This is a genomic window from Streptococcus sp. 2022WUSS037, assembly GCF_044427225.1.
In the GTDB taxonomy this organism is placed as follows: domain Bacteria; phylum Bacillota; class Bacilli; order Lactobacillales; family Streptococcaceae; genus Streptococcus.
The window spans coordinates 266,340-284,621 of record NZ_JAOTGJ010000001.1; the positions used below are offsets into that span (position 1 = coordinate 266,340).

Annotated in this window: 18 protein-coding genes and 1 pseudogene; 3 read left to right on the forward strand and 16 right to left on the reverse strand. The window is 40.9% G+C overall.

The genetic code is table 11. The annotated features are described in order from the left end of the window. Positions 1-35: 35 nt before the first annotated feature. From mnmG to mnmA, 4 genes are all read right to left on the reverse strand, one after another. A complete protein-coding gene (gene mnmG / locus ODU55_RS01275; RefSeq protein WP_105142877.1) occupies positions 36-1,952 on the reverse strand; it encodes a tRNA uridine-5-carboxymethylaminomethyl(34) synthesis enzyme MnmG in 1,917 nt (638 codons plus the stop codon). 2 nt (positions 1,953-1,954) lie between these two features. Then, entirely contained in the window at positions 1,955-2,410 is a 456-nt protein-coding gene (locus tag ODU55_RS01280) for an NUDIX hydrolase (protein WP_099832408.1), read from the reverse strand. A 36-nt stretch (positions 2,411-2,446) separates the two neighbouring features. After that, positions 2,447-2,899 (reverse strand): NUDIX hydrolase, encoded by a 453-nt coding sequence (locus ODU55_RS01285; protein ID WP_398581618.1) that lies wholly within the window; start codon positions 2,897-2,899, stop codon positions 2,447-2,449. 159 nt (positions 2,900-3,058) lie between these two features. After that, positions 3,059-4,183 (reverse strand): tRNA 2-thiouridine(34) synthase MnmA, encoded by a 1,125-nt coding sequence (mnmA, locus tag ODU55_RS01290; RefSeq protein ID WP_398581619.1) that lies wholly within the window; start codon positions 4,181-4,183, stop codon positions 3,059-3,061. Positions 4,184-4,401: 218 nt separating this feature from the next. Between mnmA and sdaAB the strand changes: the two genes are divergently transcribed. Together sdaAB and sdaAA are read left to right on the forward strand one after the other, a co-directional pair. Continuing rightward, positions 4,402-5,073, forward strand: a complete 672-nt coding sequence (gene sdaAB / locus ODU55_RS01295) for an L-serine ammonia-lyase, iron-sulfur-dependent subunit beta (RefSeq protein ID WP_105114085.1) — start codon at positions 4,402-4,404, stop codon at positions 5,071-5,073. A 12-nt stretch (positions 5,074-5,085) separates the two neighbouring features. Then, on the forward strand, positions 5,086-5,958 hold the full coding sequence (gene sdaAA, locus ODU55_RS01300; RefSeq protein ID WP_398581620.1) for an L-serine ammonia-lyase, iron-sulfur-dependent, subunit alpha: 873 nt from the start codon (positions 5,086-5,088) through the stop codon (positions 5,956-5,958). 234 nt (positions 5,959-6,192) lie between these two features. Here sdaAA and ODU55_RS01305 read toward each other — a convergent pair whose 3' ends face one another. Beyond that, on the reverse strand, positions 6,193-6,795 hold the full coding sequence (locus ODU55_RS01305) for a DUF3642 domain-containing protein (RefSeq protein ID WP_398581621.1): 603 nt from the start codon (positions 6,793-6,795) through the stop codon (positions 6,193-6,195). A 270-nt stretch (positions 6,796-7,065) separates the two neighbouring features. On the opposite strand from ODU55_RS01305, the gene ODU55_RS01310 reads away from it, so the two are divergent. Then, positions 7,066-8,196 carry an ISAs1 family transposase gene (locus ODU55_RS01310; protein WP_398581622.1) on the forward strand — a complete coding sequence of 377 codons (1,131 nt, stop codon included), beginning with the start codon at positions 7,066-7,068 and terminating at the stop codon, positions 8,194-8,196. Positions 8,197-8,267: 71 nt separating this feature from the next. Here the strand turns inward: ODU55_RS01310 and ODU55_RS01315 are convergent, their stop codons facing one another. The 11 genes and pseudogenes from ODU55_RS01315 to ODU55_RS01365 all read right to left on the reverse strand — a co-directional run. Beyond that, positions 8,268-8,897 carry a response regulator transcription factor gene (locus ODU55_RS01315; protein ID WP_398581623.1) on the reverse strand — a complete coding sequence of 210 codons (630 nt, stop codon included), beginning with the start codon at positions 8,895-8,897 and terminating at the stop codon, positions 8,268-8,270. After that, a complete protein-coding gene (locus ODU55_RS01320) occupies positions 8,894-10,276 on the reverse strand; it encodes an ATP-binding protein (RefSeq protein ID WP_398581624.1) in 1,383 nt (460 codons plus the stop codon). The genes ODU55_RS01315 and ODU55_RS01320 overlap by 4 nt, the downstream gene beginning before the upstream one ends. Before the next feature lie 121 nt (positions 10,277-10,397). Continuing rightward, positions 10,398-10,952, reverse strand: a complete 555-nt coding sequence (locus ODU55_RS01325) for a LysM domain-containing protein (RefSeq protein ID WP_029174207.1) — start codon at positions 10,950-10,952, stop codon at positions 10,398-10,400. A gap of 131 nt (positions 10,953-11,083) precedes the next feature. Next, the gene (locus ODU55_RS01330) at positions 11,084-11,878 is read right to left on the reverse strand and encodes an energy-coupling factor transporter transmembrane protein EcfT (RefSeq protein WP_002938197.1); all 795 of its coding nucleotides are present in this window, start codon (positions 11,876-11,878) and stop codon (positions 11,084-11,086) included. Continuing rightward, complete coding sequence (locus ODU55_RS01335) at positions 11,871-12,713, reverse strand: energy-coupling factor transporter ATPase (RefSeq protein WP_398581625.1); 843 nt, start codon at positions 12,711-12,713, stop codon at positions 11,871-11,873. Before ODU55_RS01335 ends, ODU55_RS01330 begins: the two co-directional genes overlap by 8 nt. After that, positions 12,689-13,525: an energy-coupling factor ABC transporter ATP-binding protein gene (locus ODU55_RS01340; RefSeq protein ID WP_398581626.1), complete on the reverse strand. Its 837-nt coding sequence runs from the start codon at positions 13,523-13,525 to the stop codon at positions 12,689-12,691. Before ODU55_RS01340 ends, ODU55_RS01335 begins: the two co-directional genes overlap by 25 nt. Further along, positions 13,525-14,064, reverse strand: coding sequence for a CDP-diacylglycerol--glycerol-3-phosphate 3-phosphatidyltransferase (gene pgsA, locus ODU55_RS01345; RefSeq protein ID WP_398581627.1), 540 nt, complete (start codon positions 14,062-14,064; stop codon positions 13,525-13,527). Before pgsA ends, ODU55_RS01340 begins: the two co-directional genes overlap by 1 nt. A gap of 9 nt (positions 14,065-14,073) precedes the next feature. Beyond that, positions 14,074-14,931, reverse strand: coding sequence for a cytoskeleton protein RodZ (gene rodZ, locus ODU55_RS01350; protein ID WP_398581628.1), 858 nt, complete (start codon positions 14,929-14,931; stop codon positions 14,074-14,076). An 81-nt stretch (positions 14,932-15,012) separates the two neighbouring features. Further along, the gene (gene yfmH / locus ODU55_RS01355; RefSeq protein WP_398581629.1) at positions 15,013-16,296 is read right to left on the reverse strand and encodes an EF-P 5-aminopentanol modification-associated protein YfmH; all 1,284 of its coding nucleotides are present in this window, start codon (positions 16,294-16,296) and stop codon (positions 15,013-15,015) included. Next, positions 16,293-17,546, reverse strand: coding sequence for an EF-P 5-aminopentanol modification-associated protein YfmF (gene yfmF, locus ODU55_RS01360; RefSeq protein ID WP_398581630.1), 1,254 nt, complete (start codon positions 17,544-17,546; stop codon positions 16,293-16,295). The genes yfmH and yfmF overlap by 4 nt, the downstream gene beginning before the upstream one ends. 617 nt (positions 17,547-18,163) lie before the next feature. Next, positions 18,164-18,282: pseudogene (locus tag ODU55_RS01365) on the reverse strand (IS630 family transposase); the annotation flags it as partial.

An 18,282-nucleotide genomic window follows, 5' to 3' on the forward strand; every position in this document is an offset into this window, starting at 1 on the left:
TGACATATAGCTGACATACAGCGAAAAGAACAGCCTTAGTGACTGTCCTTTGATTTGTTTTTAGAAATGGAACGACTGCGTCCTTCCAAGTAAACCATAAGAATGGATATATCCGCTGGATTGACACCGGAAATCCGACTAGCCTGACCAATGGTTTCTGGTGAAATCAGCTTGAATTTCTGACGAGCCTCGGTCGCAATAGAGTCAATATCATCCCAGTCAATATCGGCCGGAATGCGTTTTTCTTCCATGCGTTTCATCTTCTCCACCTGATCCAAGGCCTTGGCAATGTAGCCCTCGTACTTGACCTCTGTTTCAATCAATTCAATGGTCTTAGCATCCAAGTCCTCTGCCGCAGGACCGATAAAGGCTACCGCATCTGCATAAGTCACATCTGGACGACGCATGAATTCCTTGGCGGTAAGGGCATCCGTCAGAGGCTTGAAGCCCATGGCAACGACTTTTTCGTTGGTTTCCTTGATTGGCTTGAGTTTGATAGACTCCAAGCGTTTCATTTCATTGTCAAACTGGTTTTTATGGATTTGGAAGACCTGCCAGCGTTCATCATCTACCAAGCCAACCTGACGACCGATTTCCGTCAAACGCATATCGGCATTGTCATGACGCAGAATCAAGCGGTATTCTGCCCGACTGGTCAAGAGTCGGTAAGGCTCCACCGTTCCCTTGGTCACTAGGTCATCAATCATGACACCAATGTAGCCGTCGCTTCGTTTCAAAATCAACTCAGGCTTACCCTGTACCTTAAGAGCGGCATTGATCCCAGCGATAATTCCCTGACCTGCCGCTTCTTCATAACCCGATGTCCCGTTGGTCTGACCTGCTGTAAAGAGCCCAGAAATCTTCTTGGTTTCAAGCGTCGCCCGCAACTGATGAGGCATAACCATATCGTACTCAATGGCATAGCCAGTCCGCATCATCTGAGCATTTTCCAAGCCTTTAATGGAGTGGATCAAGTCCTGCTGCACATCTTCTGGCAGACTGGTTGACAGCCCTTGAACATAGATTTCATCGGTATTGCGACCTTCTGGCTCTAGGAAAAGCTGGTGGCGTTCCTTGTCGGCAAAACGAACAATCTTGTCCTCAATAGACGGACAATAACGGGGACCAATCCCTTTGACAATCCCTGAAAACATAGGTGCCCGATGAAGATTACTATTGATAATCTCATGGCTGGTCGCGTTAGTATAGGTCAACCAGCAAGGAATTTGGTCCTGCAAATAGTCCTCATCCTTGGACAAGAATGAAAAGTGATTTGGCTTTTCATCGCCTGGCTGAATCTCAGTTTCTTCGTAGTTAATAGTGCGAGCATTGACACGCGGTGGCGTCCCTGTCTTGAAACGACCGATTTCAAGGCCCAATTCTTTCAGATTATCCGCCAGCGTGATAGAAGCTAGGCTATTGTTAGGACCTGACGAATACTTGAGGTCACCGATGATAATCTCACCACGCAAGGCTGTACCTGTCGTCACCACAACTGCCTTGGCTGAGAATTTCTGGTTGGTAGCCGTGCGGACACCGATAACCTTGCCATCTTCCACCAAAATCTCATCAATCATGGTTTGACGCAGGGTAAGATTTTCCTGACGCTCCACCGTCCGCTTCATCTCCGCTGCGTACTCTGCCTTGTCCGCCTGAGCCCGCAAAGCACGAACAGCTGGCCCCTTGCCCATATTGAGCATCTTCATCTGGATATAGGTCTTGTCAATGTTGCGACCCATTTCGCCACCCAGGGCATCGATTTCCCTTACCACAATCCCCTTGGCAGAACCACCAATGGAGGGATTACATGGCATAAAGGCCACCATGTCCAAGTTAATCGTCGCAAGCAAGGTCTTACAGCCCATCCGGCTGGCTGCCAATCCTGCTTCTACACCCGCGTGCCCCGCACCGATCACGATGACATCGTAGTTTTCTGCAAATGTGTGTGTCATTTTTATTTCTCCTTTATGTTCATGATGTGTTTGACTTGCCCATTCCAGTTTGGCAATTCTTGAGCCAGAAAGGCTGGCACGATATCTAGGTTGACAAGTCTGTCAAGTTCAATCCATTCACAAGCTTGTTTCAAGTTATCTTCAATCATCTCCTTAGGCACTTCTCCAATGGGCTCAACGATGAAATGAAACTCGATATTGTGAAAATCTATATCTTCATGTGTAAACTGATTTTCAACGACAAAGGCTAGCTGGTTGACACGGATGTCAACCCCTAATTCTTCTTTGACTTCCCGAACAACCGCATCTTGTGCAGTTTCGTTGACTGCAATCGCACCGCCAATGGTATAATAACGCCCCTTAGAGTCCTTGGTGAGAAATATTTTTCCGTCTTTTATAAGCAATGCAGTGGCACGAACACCGAAGACCTGATTGTCAATTCTGGTCCTAAAATCCATTCTTCCTTCTCTTTTCTAAAATTTCATTTAGATAGGCTAGTTTTCCCAATTAATAAAATGCTGCAACTGTCCCTTCCAGCCAGCTAGCTCCGTCTTGAGAAAGGCAGGGTTAAGGTCAAGATTTTTCAAGTCTGTAAAAGCAATCCACTCACACTGGCGGATAGAATCACCTTCTTCCAGATAGGTAACTGGCTCAGACAGTGGGGTAACAAGGTAAAGAAATTCAATCTGATGATAGGATTTCTCCTGCAAGATAAACTGATTTTCAACAATGAAAGCCAGCGGTCCAACCTCCACATCAATTCCAAGTTCTTCTTGCATTTCCCGTTGCACAGCCTCTTGGGTTGTTTCGCCCAGCTGAATAGCACCCCCCAAGGTATAGTAGTTCCCCTCTGGTGCCCTTACAAGAAATAGTTTTTCATCTTTTACTAACAATCCTGTCGCACGAACACCAAAGGACTGATTGCCTATCACTGTCCGAAAGTCCATCTTCTCTCCTCAATAGCAAAAAATAGCCAAAACTCTCGAAAACCGCAGGACAAAAAAGCCTACAATTCCCATGAGCTTTGACCATCATAGTTCTTGTTAGAAATATTGTATCAAATTGTCCTGACAAGTCAAGTTAAACAATCTTTACACGACTGTCAACTAAATATACTGACAAGCCACCCCATCCTTGTAGGCCATGTCGATCATGCCACCGCCCAGACACTCTTGACCATCGTAGAAAACAACGGCTTGACCTGGTGTGATTGCTCGTTGTGGCTCTGCAAAAACAACCTCTGCCTTGTCGCCTTTTACCTTGACAGTTACTTGACTGTCTGGTTGACGGTACCGGAATTTAGCTGTGCATTCTAGCGTGAATTCTTCAGGCATATCACGTGTAAAGTGCACTTGACTGGCCTGTAAAGAAGTTGACATCAAGGACTCATGATAGAAGCCCTGTCCGACATAGAGGATATTTTGGGACAGATCTTTTCCGACAACAAACCAAGGCTCATTATCCCCACCGATTTGTCCTCCGATACCAAGCCCGCCCCGCTGGCCGATAGTATAATACATGAGGCCTGTGTGTTCTCCCATATCACGACCGTCAACTGTCATCATCCGACCGGGCTGGGCTGGCAAATACTGCCCCAAAAATTCTTTGAAGTTCTTTTCACCGATAAAGCAGATGCCTGTCGAGTCTTTCTTTTTAGCGGTCGCCAAGCCTGCTCGCTCTGCTATTTCCCTTACCTGAGGCTTTTGTAAATGGCCAAGCGGAAACATGGTTTTCTGCAGTTGTTCCTGTGAGAGTTGGCTAAGGAAATAGGTCTGGTCCTTGCCATTGTCTGCCCCACGTAGCATATGGACGGTGCCGTCCTCGTCGCGTGACACCTGAGCGTAGTGGCCCGTCGCCACATAGTCCGCCCCCAAGTTCATAGCGTAGTCCAAGAAGGCCTTGAACTTGATTTCCTTGTTACACATGACATCTGGATTGGGGGTGCGGCCAGCCCGATACTCTGCTAGGAAATACTCAAAAACGCGGTCCCAATACTCTTTTTCAAAGTTGACAGAGTAGTAAGGAATGCCGATTTGGTCTGCCACTGCAGCCACATCCTTATAGTCTTCTGTTGCTGTACAGAAGCCATTTTCGTCCGTGTCGTCCCAGTTTTTCATGAAGATACCAATAACATCGTAGCCCTGCTCCTTGAGCAAGAGGGCCGTAACCGATGAATCAACACCGCCACTCATACCGACAACAACACGGGTTTTAGAATTGTCAGTTGACATAATCTTCTCCCATCTTTTCGTAGAAATAACGATTTGAAGGTCGTATTTCAAAATTTTTTCCAAAAAACGATTTGAAGGTCGATTTTGAACAACTTGTATTATACCATACAAAAGGGAGAAGCTACAGGAATTTGGTATTGAAACCCCATTCATCTTAGCATATTCCTTGACAGGATAATTTGATATAATATACCTAAGAATGAAAAGCGAGGAAAGCTATGACAAACTTAAAATTTCAATCGGTTTTTGATATTATTGGACCGGTTATGATTGGACCGTCTTCTAGTCACACAGCTGGTGCGGTTCGCATTGGAAAAATTGTGTCTTCCATCTTCGGCGATGAGCCGACCGAGGTGGAATTTCAACTTTACAACTCCTTTGCAAAGACCTATCGTGGTCACGGTACGGATGTAGCCTTGGTAGCAGGTATTCTGGGCATGGATACGGATGATCCCCGCATTCCTGACTCTCTTGATATTGCAAGAGAACGAGGCATTAAGGTTTATTGGCGTGTCAACAAGGACAGCAATACCCCACATCCCAATACCACCAGAATCATCATAAAAAACGATAAAAAATCCATCTCAGCCACTGGCGTTTCCATCGGTGGGGGAAATATTCAAGTAACAGAACTCAACGGTTTTTCTGTCAATCTCAATATGAATACGCCGACTATTATCATTGTTCACCAGGATGTCCCAGGTATGATTGCAAAGGTGACAGATGTCCTGTCAAAATACAATATCAACATTGCCCAAATGAACGTGACACGTGAACAAGCTGGCGAAAAAGCCATTATGATTATCGAAGTGGATGCTCGCCAATGTGAAAATTCGATTGCAGAAATTGAAAAAATTCCCCACTTGCACAATGTCACCTTCTTCAACTAGAAAGAGGAAACCATGTTTTATACAATTGAAGAATTGGTTCAGCAAGCCAATGATTTTTCTGGCAATGTAGCTGAACTCATGATCGCTACTGAAATTGAATTAACTGGACGCAGCCGCGAAGAAATATTGACAATTATGTCAAGAAACTTGACAGTTATGAAAGCCTCCATCGTAGATGGACTGACTGAAAGCAAATCCGTATCTGGTTTAACAGGAGGTGATGCTGCCAAGTTAGATGCCTACATTAAGAGTGGTAAGACTCTGTCGGACTCTTCTATCTTGTCCGCTGCAAGAAACGCCATGGCTGTCAACGAATTGAATGCCAAAATGGGCTTGGTCTGCGCCACTCCTACAGCAGGATCTGCTGGTTGCTTACCTGCTGTGCTTGGCGTTGCCATTGACAAGTTAAACTTGACAGAAGACCAACAACTTGACTTCCTCTTTACAGCAGGAGCCTTTGGTCTGGTCATTGCCAACAATGCCTCTATATCAGGTGCAGAAGGAGGCTGTCAGGCAGAAGTCGGATCTGCCTCTGCTATGTCTGCCGCAGCCCTGACACTTGCAGCAGGGGGAACTCCCTATCAAGCTAGCCAAGCCATCTGCTTTGTCATTAAAAATATGCTGGGTCTGATTTGCGATCCGGTTGCAGGTCTGGTAGAAGTTCCTTGTGTCAAACGTAATGCAATGGGAGCCAGCTACGCCATGGTAGCTGCCGATATGGCTCTAGCAGGCATCGAATCCAAAATTCCAGCAGATGAAGTCATCAATGCCATGTACCAAGTTGGTTCAGCTCTACCAACTGCCTTCCGTGAAACTGCTGAAGGTGGCCTTGCAGCTACACCGACGGGTCGTCGCCTTGCTCAAGAAATTTTTGGAGAAGATTGACAATAGTGTAAACCAAAAAGGACCTTAACGGTCCTTTCAGATTGAAGAAAAAGTCCATTTTGGACAATTTTCTTCAATCTTTTTTTATGTTGAAAATAAAAAAAACTCTCAGAAGCGCCGAAATATCAATGTTTCTAAGAGTTTAATGACTTGCTATCTTTCGTAAACTTCTTCAATTTTTTATATTTTTAGGAGTTTGTCTACGTTCTGAAAGGACCTCAACGGTCCCTTTTCTTATTGTTTCGTGAATGTTAGTTTCTCTAAGGTTGTATCATTGGTATCAATTTCTGTCAAAGTAAGAGTTGGACCATTCAAGGTATAACTATCTGCTTCGCCATCAATGTAGGCAAGTTTTTTATCTAAATCAAAGATAACTTGTTCAATATCTTGATCTCCATCTTTGTCAACTTCTGTCAAGGTTTCCTGATTCCCTTTTACAGTCAACGTGTAGGAGTCATTTCCAGATGTTGCTGTATAAGTACCATCTAGCTCAGAGGTGTCAACTAACTTTACACCGTAACTTGTTGCGAGTTGACTAGCAGAAGTTGTATTTACTGATGAGGTTGATGATGCATTAGCTTGTGCTATTACCTGTTGGTTGTTATCATCTGCAATTCCAACTTGTCGCTCAATTTGATTTCCTAATGCCTCTAGTTTATTTTCATAGACTTCTGCTACGACAAAGCCAGCCGTCACAAGTGCCAAGGCACCTACTGACAATAAGATAATCGATTTCTTACTCATGCCTGTAACCTTCTGTTTGACTGATTCCCAGACACCTGTTTTCTTATTTTCTGCCACTTCAATAATTTCTTGTTGTTGATTGTTATTTTCCATTTTGTCCTCTTTTTAACTTGTTTTCTTCAGCTCTTGCTGATAAGTCTATTATAGAGGATAGGTTTTAACACTTTAGAGAAACTTTCTAAACAAATTCTAAACACTTATAAATTAATCATTAAGACGATAGCCTGCTCCCCAGATAGTCTCAATCAAATCCGCTCCCAATTTATCTCACGCCAAACGCATGAAGAAAAATTCGTTTTCAGAAAGCGAAAATCATAACCAAAGATCAATCAAAGTAGTACACTAGAATAGAGGTGAACTACAATGATTGATTTTCTTTTATCCATAGAAGAGCACAAAGAAGAATACGATAGCCGTCAAGCTTGGAAAATTCGCTATCCCTTATCGACCATTCTGTTTCTCGTTTTTGCTTGTCAATTGGCAGGGATTGAAACATGGAAAGAGATGGAAGATTTCATCGAAATGAACGAATCTGTCTTGGGAGAGTACGTTGATTTGAGTGCTGGTTGTCCTTCTCATGATACCTTGGAACGTGTTGTGAGTATGGTCAATCCAGATTTCTTAAAGGAACTGAAGCTGTCCTTCGAAGCTAGTTCGGAAACAACTAATTTTTCAAAATTAATCGCTGTTGATGGTAAAACGATTCGGGGGAACCGAGGAAAACACCAATCTCCGACTCATATTGTTACTGCCTATGATGGGGGCAATCGGATTAGCCTTAGTCAGGTAGCTGTTGAGGATAAAATCAATGAAATTACTGCCATTCCTCGCCTCTTGCGTCAGCTAGACCTTCGTAAGAGTGTTGTCACGATTGATGCCATGGGAACCCAGACGGACATTGCGGACGTGATTATAGGAGGTAAGGGTGATTACTGCTTGGCAGTCAAAGGAAATCAAGGTACTCTCCATGAGGATATTGACCTTTATTTTAGTGATGCCAAATTGTTATCTCAGTTGACAAAGAAAGGCTGTCATTATCAGACCATTGAAAAGGCACGTAGTCAGATTGAGGTGAGGGACTACTGGGTTTCTCACGATGTGAAATGGCTGAGCCAACGACACCCAAAATGGAAAAAACTTCGTGGGATTGGGATGACTAAGAATACCATTGATAAAGATGGCGTCATTACGGAAGAAGTTCGTTATTTTATCCTCAGTTTCAAGGGTGATGTACAGACTTTTTCACAGGTAGTTCGCGGTCATTGGTCAGTTGAGAGCCTGCATTGGTTGTTAGATGTGGTTTACCGAGAAGATAAGAACCAGACCTTAGATAAACGAGCGGCCTTTAATTTGAACGCTATTCGTAAAGTTTGTCTTTATCTTTTACAAACTATGACATTCCCTAAGGAAAAGCTGAGTTACCGCCGCAAACAACGCTATATTTCTGTCCATTTGGAGCATTATTTGCCACAATTATTTGGAAATCGAGGATAAGGTGCTTGTACAAAGGTAGATACCAAGTTTAAAGCAGTTATTTCCGGGGACAAAAGGAGAGGAGAAATTTTTTATGCGTATGGCGTGAATTTATCTCGGAGTCGATTGACATGAACAGCAACTGTCGCACTATCTCCAACATAGTCATATCCCCAAATGGTTTCAAATAAGTGATCTTTAGAGAATACTCGGTTAGGGTGTTTTGCTAGATAAACCAGCAATTCAAATTCACGATTAGGCAATTTGATTTCCTGACCATCCAAAGTCACTTTCCAATTATCCAAGAAAATAGTCATATTCCCAACTGTTAATTCATTATGATCATTATCCTTTTGAAAACGCTGGTAGCGAGCCAAATGAGCCTTTACACGCGCTACCAACTCCATGGGATCAAAAGGTTTGCTGATGTAATCATCCGCTCCCAAGCCTAGCCCTCTCACCACGCCCATGGTTTCTTGCTTGGATGTAACCATCAAAATAGGGAAGTCCACCTTATCCCGTAAATCACGACAAAGATCGTAGCCAGTTTTATTTGGGAGCATGACATCCAGCATTAAAAGAGCATAATCCTCTTTTTTGAGTTGGTCCTCTACAAGACCACCGTCATGTACCAAATCTACTTGGTAGCCCTGCATTTCCAGATAATCTCGCTCCAAATAAGCAATCTCTACATCGTCTTCTGCGATTAAAATCCGTGTCATTTCATATCCTTTCTAGGTAATCTGAAGATAAATCGAAGTCCTGGAGTTGCCTCAACAGACACTCGACCTCCCAAGCGTTCGATAATATTTTTTACAATCGCTAACCCCAGACCATGGCCTTCTACTTGCTGTCTGGTATCGTCTGCCCTGTAAAATTCTTCAAAAATCAAGTCAAGTCTATTCTTTTCTACACCTTTTCCGTTATCTGTAAAAGTCCAAACAACTTCTTGCTCTTGCATTTGTCCAGTAATACTGATTATCAGGGGCTTTACAGCGGCATATTTTCGTGCATTGTCCACCAGATTATCTAGAATTCTACGAAATTGAATTGGGTCAATCTCAACTGGTAATCCATCCGATACTTCCAAACTAAACCGAATGTCCTCATCTACTAATTCCTCAGTTTTCTCGCTTACATAGGACTGTAAAAAGATAGCCAAATCAAGCTGGACTTTATCAAATGGCATTTTATCTGTCTGCAATTGTGAAAAAGCAAATAATTTTTCCAGTAATTTCTCCATCACCTGAGATTTTTGATAGATAACAGTCAAATACTGATTACGTTTTTCATCCGTATTGGCAATACCATCCAAAATTCCCTTGGCATAACCTTTGATAGAAGTCAAGGGAGTCCGCAAATCATGCGAAATATCTGCGACCATCTGGGTTCGATTTTGTTCATACAGTTGATTTTTCTCACGGGCATCTAACAAAGAAGTCTGCATTTGATTGAACCCTTGGGTCAATTCTTCAAATTCCGTATCTCCCTGATAGGTCAAAGACACTGTATAATCTCCCTGCTGGATACGCTCTACACCGCTATGCAATTCATCCAAAGGCCGCATAACAACACCTAAGAGACGGTGAGTAAAGAAGAAATTAAGCACCACTATGATGACAATACCTGCCCCACCAACCAAGAAAAGTTGCAAAAGAAAGGCTTGAAATTCCTGACTTTCCTGTTGTTCTTCCATATCCTCTAGCAAGGCATATAAATAATAAACTTGCCCATCCGTGGCGAGTTTACGGCTAATCACAATTTCTCCATCTACATAGGAGGTGTGAGTGGTTGATGATACTGTCACTCCCAGTATCTCATCCGCATCATCTTTCAGATTTGAAAAGACAGTCTCACCATTACTTTCTACATAGAGTCGTGCATCATTCGATGCTAACTCATCTGCCAATACTGCAAAATCTGATCCCGAAAACTTTTCCAAACTCTGTTGACTACTTGCTGTCTTCTGACTGGTGGATTGCCATGTTTCTTGGTTACGATAAATGCTATTAACCACATAAACACTTACCCCCAGCATAGCAACCAAGGAAAAAATAAGCATAATCATATTTAATCGAAAAATTCGTTTTTGTAATTTCATAGTTCTTCTTTTCTAGTCAATTTTTTCACAATTATAAACAAAACAACCCTATCTGTAAAGCTAGACAACTTTCAACAATAGAAAAAAGTCTAGCATCGTGCTAGACCTCTTCTAATTTATCTTAGTACCAACCATTTACCAACCAGAAAGCCTTGGCTGCAGACCATGAACCATAGCGACTAGCAACATAAGCATCTGCTACACGCTCCTGGTTTTCTGGTGAGTAGTCACCATTCAAGTAAGTATTTGTCAACTGGTAACGACCAATGTAGATACCGTTACGGGCATCATAGCTACCGCTTGATTCCTTCATTGCAATCCATTCTTTTGCTGCTGCATCTTCAGCACTCAAGTTTGAAGAATAGGTGCTAGTTGTTGCTGTTGCAGTAGAAGTTGATGTTGATTGAGTTTGTTCAACTGAACTCTCTACTGCCTTCACTGTCACATCACCCAATTCGATAACTTGACCGACATGGATAAAATCCAAGTTGGTAATCTTATTCTGCTCTGCTAATTTTTCAACAGTAGTATTGTGTGTCTCAGCAATTTCAGACAGAGTATCACCAGACTTTACAGTATAGGTTTCTGCACTGACTACACCCGCAGTCAAAAGGGAGATTCCCGCTACCAAACCAGCAATAGTTGTTTTTAAGTTTTTCTTTAATGTAATGTTCATAATAGTCACATTCCTTTCTGTCATGTGTCTATCATACCCTCTAACTATTACTTAGACTTTGTGAAATTGTTACAAATATTACAGACAAATTGAGATTAGACGATAAAAACGCTATTTCTAGCGTTTTTTACTCATTTTTTCAATATAAATAAGAGTCCAGCTAAAGCTAACATAACTAAAATTGCTAACGTATCTGCTAACTTCCATTCCAAAATCCGATACTTTGTTCTCCCATCGCCGCCCTGATACCCACGCGCCTCCATCGCCGTTGCAAGAGCATCTGCCCTCTTAAAACTTGATGCGAATAACGGAATCAAAATAGGAATAACTGACTTTACCTTCTGAATAAGATTTCCCTCATTAAAGTCCACTCCACGAGCTCTCTGAGCATTCATAATCCGAGTGGTATCATCCATCAAGGTCGGTACAAAACGCAAGCTCATGGACAACATCAAACCAATTTCATGCACAGGAACTTTAAATTTCTTCAAAGGTGCAAGCCCCGACTCAATACCATCAGCCAAGCTAAGCGGTGTCGTCGTCAAGGTCAATAGGGTTGAGAAGAAAATAATCAAAACAAAGCGAACAAAAATAATCGCCGCCTGTTGCAACCCTTCTACAGATAATTTAAAAATCCAAAATTCCCATAGAATGGTCGCTCCAGGTGTAAAGAAAACCTGGAAGAAAGTTGTAAATAGAATAATTCCTATCATCGGTTTCAAACCATTAATAAAAAATGATAAGCGAATACGAGATAAAACAACCATTCCTAAAACAAATGCTATCAACAAGGCATTGGTGACCAAATTATTGGCCCAAAAAATCATCAATAGAAATCCAAACATTGCTAAAAGCTTACTTCTTGGATCCAAGCGATGAATAATTGAATCCCCAGGAATATAGCGACCTAAAATCAATTTATCCATGTGTCACCATCCCCGTAAATTCTTCAATTGTAATAGGAAGACGTTCAAATACAAAGCCTCTTCTCTCCAAATTAGCTGCAAACTTAGTAATCTTAGGCACTCCCAACTGAATACTCTCTAAAAAATCTACCTCTTGAAAAATATCAACTGGTTTACCAGAACGGACCAGCTTTCCCTTTTCCATAATGTAAACAAAATCAGCATAGTTAGCCACATCGTCCATCAAATGAGTTACCAAAACGATTGTCATGCCTGATTCATGAAGCTTTTTGAAAATATCCATCAATTCCTGACGACCCGCAGGATCCAATCCAGCTGTTGGTTCATCCAAAACTAAGATACTTGGTTCCATTGCCAGAATCCCAGCAATAGCTACCCGACGCATTTGACCACCAGATAGTTCAAAAGGACTACGCTCAAACAAGCTTTCATCAATTCCAACCAAGGCCAACTTTTCACGCGCAATCGTTTCAGCCTCTTCCTGAGAAACTCCGAAATTTTGTGGACCAAAAGCAACATCTTTCAAGACCGTTTCATCAAACACTTGACTTTCAGGAAATTGGAACACCAGCCCCACTTTCTTCCTTACTTGCTTAATATCCTTATTTTCAGACGTCGCTGTAATCACAACATCATCAATGACTACTCTTCCTTCTGTTGGTACATTTAATCCATTCAAGAGTTGTAAAATTGTTGATTTGCCCGACCCCGTATGCCCAATAAGGGCCGTGTAAGAGCCATCAACAATCTCCAAATCCACACCAAAAAGCGCATGCCCCTCAAAAGGAGTACCAGCTTGATAGGTATAGCTTACTTCTTGGAGATCAATTCCCATAAAGTTTCCTCTAATTCTTCCTCTGTAAAATAGCGGAGCGGTAAATCAAGTCCAGTCTGGCGCAAAGATGAAGCCAGTTCTGTCGTAAATGGTCTATCCAAGTCTAAATCTACCAAATCTTCTCGCATAAATAGTTCATTTGGAGTGCTAATTGATTCAACCTGTCCATTTTTCATCACGATAACTCGGTCACTCAATGCAACCTCATCCAAATCATGTGTTATAGAGATAACCGTCATACCATGACGCTCCTTAATTTCACGGACAATCTTAATCAAGTCGAGACGACCTTCTGGATCCAACATAGACGTAGCCTCATCCAAAATAATAATTTTTGGACGCAAGGCAACCACTCCAGCAATCGCCACCCTCTGCTTCTGACCACCAGATAAACGAGCAGGCTCACGTGTTTTAAAATCAGTCATTCCAACCAATTCCAAAGCTTCGTCAACTCGACTACGCATCTCCTCCAAAGGGATTCCCTGGTTCTCTAAACCAAATGCAACATCATCTTCAACTGTGGCACCCACAAATTGGTTATCTGGATTTTGAAAAACCATACCAATCAAGCGTCGCTTATCCCATACATTATCAATGGTTAAGGCATCACCGTCAATATAAATATCACCTGATTCAGCTTCCAACAAACCATCAATCAAACGAACGGTTGTTGATTTACCCGAACCATTATGTCCAATAATAGACAACCATTCTCCCTGTTTCGCGTGAAACGAAACATCGTTTAGAGTGTAATGTTCATCCTCTTGATTGTATTTATAGGTAAGATTTTTTACTTCAATAATATTATTCATCATTTAAATGTATCTTTAAACAAGAAAGATGCACCCTTGAAATAATCATAACCTGAATATAGGGTGAAGAAAAGTGCAATATAGAGTGTTATTTGCCCCACGACGTTCCAGTGTAAGAGCAGGAAAATAACTGCAAACATCTGTGAAAATGTTTTGATTTTTCCTGGCATAGCCGCAGCTAGAACTGTTCCTCCATTTTCAACCAGTAGCAAACGAAGGCCAGTCACTGCCAATTCACGACAGATAATGATCGCAACCACCCAAGCTGGAGCAAAACCAAGTTCCACCAACATAATGAAGGCAGACATGACCAAGATCTTATCTGCCATCGGATCAGCAAACTTACCAAAGTTTGTTACAACCTGCCATTTACGAGCCAAGTAGCCGTCTAGATAATCCGTAATACTAGCTAATGCAAAAATAAGTGCTGCCAACACATGACTAATTGTTGAATCCCAAACGGTCAGTAACAAGATAAAAATTGGGATTACCAAAATCCTACCTATCGTCAATGCATTGGGAATATTTTCTTTTTTCATATAAAACCTTTATTGTTCAAAATTTATTGTAATTGAGCCTGTATCGGCTGTCAGAGCTGATATATCTAACTTTTGGGCACCTACACTTACCTCTACTCCTTTGACAACACCAAGAACAAGTGTAGTAGAAGTCACTCCTTCTTCAATAGTAGTAGTTACTGTTGGATTATCAGGTGTTAGTGTAACGCCCCCCTCTAACAAGGTGTCAGAAAGGCTGATCCAACTCGTTGTATTTTTTGCTGTTACAGTTACTTCTACTGGATAAGTCACTGTTTTAAGGGTCGCAACAATGTTAGAACCTGAGCCTGAAATAGTCACATTTTCTGTAGCGGAAATACTTGAACTCGTTGAATTTGACTGCGCCTGCTCAGTAGAACTCGTCTCTGTGCCACTACTTGCTTCAGATACAGATTGCTCAACTATACTATATGACGTTGTAGTAGGCGTAATAGATGCTCTATTTTGGAGCCTGCTATGAACAATATAAGTCACAAAAATAATTATCAAACCCGTCGCAAGTAATAAGTAAATCAACGGAAGATAAGAGTTCTTTTTACGTTTACGAACCTTATAGCTTCTTTTCAATTCTGAAGATCGGAATTCTTCTTCTCCATCTTCATAATATTTCACTAAACTATTGGTCTCGTAAGCATCCAGTAGGACATCTGCATCTAATTCCAAAGCCTCAGCATATGCTTTTAAAATAGAATGAACATCATCTGAGTTTGCAATAAAATCAAAATCATTGTACTCAAGTGCCTGCAAATATTTAGCTTGGATTTTTGTTATCCGTTGCAAATCAACGAATGTCCAACCCCGTCCTTCTCTAGCTGTTCTAAGTACTTCCCCTATACTCTTTTGTCTCATAATACCCTCTCTCTATCGCTCATCATGTACAGTATACTATTCTAACAAAATTCCAAGGAAATTTCGACGGGTTGCGCCCACTTATTTTGGAAAAATCGTGAAATCTGTCATATCACAGTAATCAATAAAGCGACGACCTGCCTCTCTGATGTCATCTAACTGAAGACTTTGTATCATTTGAGGTATATCAAAAACATTTTCATATTCTGAATACTGAGAAACAAAGTGACTAGCTGTAAACTCAAGAGAATTTAAGCTACGAATAAAATCTCCATACATCTCGTTTTTCAACAATTGTAAATGATCCTCTGTCACATCTGCATCATCCTCAAATTTCCTAAGTGCTTTCATCAGTATACTAGAAAGCGTAATGGGTTCTTGAGTATCTCCCGAGATAATCAAATAGTGGTACTCAGGTGTAACCTCTAATTGGAACTGGAAAGAAGAATCAATTTTTCCCTGTTCGTATAACTGTTGGTATCGTTTTGAAGTCCAACCAAACAACATGGCAAATAAAAATTGTAAACTGAGCCGATATTTCTGAATAGTCTCCCTATCAACCTCGTCATTTCCCCGTAGACCAACAGCCAATTTGGGGGTAGATACTTCAAATTGTTCTGAGAGATGCTCCTTTATCGGCAACTTTTGGACACCTGCCAATTCAAACGACTGAGCTGGATTATCCATCTGAGCTACTTGATAACTTGAAATTTGTTTCCAAACTGCCTCTAAATCAAAATTACCAATAACGAATAAATTCATGTTACTTGGATGATAAAACACATCAAAATTCTCATGTAAATCATCCGCAGTAATTGCAGCAATTGATTCAACTGTCCCTGCTATATCATAGGCCAAAGGACTTTCTGGATAAAGCGATGATAAAATTCCCGTAAACAAGCGATAATCTGCATCATCTTGATACATCTCTATTTCTTGTTCAATAATCCCCTGTTCTCTTTCTACATTGTCTTCTGTAAAATACGGTTCTCGAACAAAAGATTGTAAAAGTGATAGAGACTCCAATACTTTCTGAGTCGTTGAAAATAAGTAACTAGTCTGTCTAAAACTGGTATAAGCATTTGCGCTTGCTCCCAATTTAGCAAACTCATTCATAATATCCTCTTCATTCTCAGTTTCAAACAGCTTATGTTCTAAAAAGTGTGCAATCCCTGCAGGATAAACAACACTATTACCATTAGCCAGTGTAAATCGAGTATGAATACCCCCAAAATTGGTCGTTAGAATTCCATATGTCTCATGGAAATCTTCTTTAGGAAGTAAAACAACTGTCAACCCATTGTCAACTTTCCCATAAAAGACAGATTCTTTCATGTAAGGATACTTCTTCTCAATTAACTTCATTCTTCTGTCCCCTCCATAAAGTAAACAGCCTGTAAATTAATCATCTGTCCTACTCGAATGACATCGTCTATTGATACAGATTTGATAGCCTCAATCCAATCTAGCCAACTTAAATTTCTATTTCCTAAGGTAACTTGATTATATACTTGTTCTATCAAATTATTCTGCCTATCCTGAGCCAAGGTTGCCGAATGAATCAACATGTTTTTTGTCAACTCTAATTCTTCTTCTGTAAATTTACCACATTTTAAATCAAGTAGTTGTTTACTAATTAACTTCATTACCCTGAGTCTATTTTCGCGGCTAATTCCAGCATAGACCTTCAGCATTCCTGAAAAAATAGAGACCTGACTTCCAATTGTATAGGCCAAACTTTCTTTCTCACGAACATTCATAAATAACTTCGAATGGGAGAAAGCACCTAGTAGACCATTAAATACCATCAAAGCCGGATAGTTTACATTGTTGTAAACTACCTGTAAATGATATGCCAATTCCAAAATGGACTGCCTTGCCTGTTTACGCTCAATTTTTTCTTGCGTGATGTTTGAGTATTCCTGATGATATTCTAACTCTAATTTTGGATTTCTATAAGTAAAACCAAAATCTTCAAGTTTTCTTTTTACTTGTTCTCTGTCAACCTTCCCTAAGACAAATATATCAATTTTATCCATACGCAACATATTCCGATAAATCTGAAAGGTTGATTCTGCTGTTTCTTTTTCAACCAAATCAAGCCTACCGACGCGTGGAATTTGAAGAGAGGGATCTTTATAAAAAAGCTTACTCATTTCAACATCTGCATGATAAAAATTATCTTCTATCTCTGACTGAAGAAAATTGATTAAATTCGTTTTTTCAACCTCGAAAATCTGACTATCAAATCCTCGTCCCTTTTTCAGTGGTCTAAATATACACGTGTATAAAAAATCAAGAATCTCTACTGTAATATCCTCATTTTCTGGCAAGTGACGAGGACTGACATATGAAATTGTCACATCTACACAGTGCACCCTACCACGTTTTGAAACTGAGGTCGAGAACTGAGCACCATACAATTCTGCCAATCTTCTCCGAACAGCCTGAGCAGTCTGAAATTCTTGGTTACCCATTTCAAAAATATTTGCAACTAACACACGACCAGCAACTGTAGCCTCACTCATTTCAGCTGCAAAGCGAATACGTATACGATTTGTCGTAAACTGATCTGTATCAATAAAATGAAGATCTACTCCCTCTTGTAATTTCATCTTCTTCCTCTTTCAAACATTGTACCTTCCATTATACCATTTTGTGATAAGGTATGCTTGGCTTTAGCATTTGGTTGCTTTACACGCCTTTTTAGTTGATTTTACTGGATTTTTGAAAAAAAGTGTAAACTTTATACAGCGTTACATTTCCCTAGAAAGTGTACAAAAAGGGGAACAAAAAAAGCCTATCATTTATAGCATGATAGACTAAAAATAATGAGTTCAGCAGGCAAGGACTAGCGTATCCATTCGGTACGCTTTTTTGATTGCTGATAAGTGTATTATATCATGCTTCTACTGTATCCTACTGTGTTTTACTGTATCCGTTCAAAATTACCATTTTGGAGAAATAGACTGCGGCGCGTGGTAGCTATTTGCTCAAAATAGGCAAAATTGAAGAATAGCATATTTCACGCGAAAAAATTTGCACAATGACGGCGTGAAGTCCGGCCGAGGGGATAGGTAGGGCTACCCACCCCTATGTCTTTGTAGTGAGCCATTACGATAACAGCTAGCGAACTCTTCCAAGGCTTCATTCTTAGCCAAATAGTAAGTTGACTCTGCTATATTAAGCTGTAGTGCTTGTTCCTTTACTTTCAGCTTGTCAGGTACTATAGTCAATTGAAACAAGAGTAGGACAAAAGTGCCTCAAGAAAAGTATTGCAATTTGGTAATACTTTTCGGAGGTGTTTTTTGATGTGAGCCCAGATTTTCTCGATGGGATTGTACTCAGGTG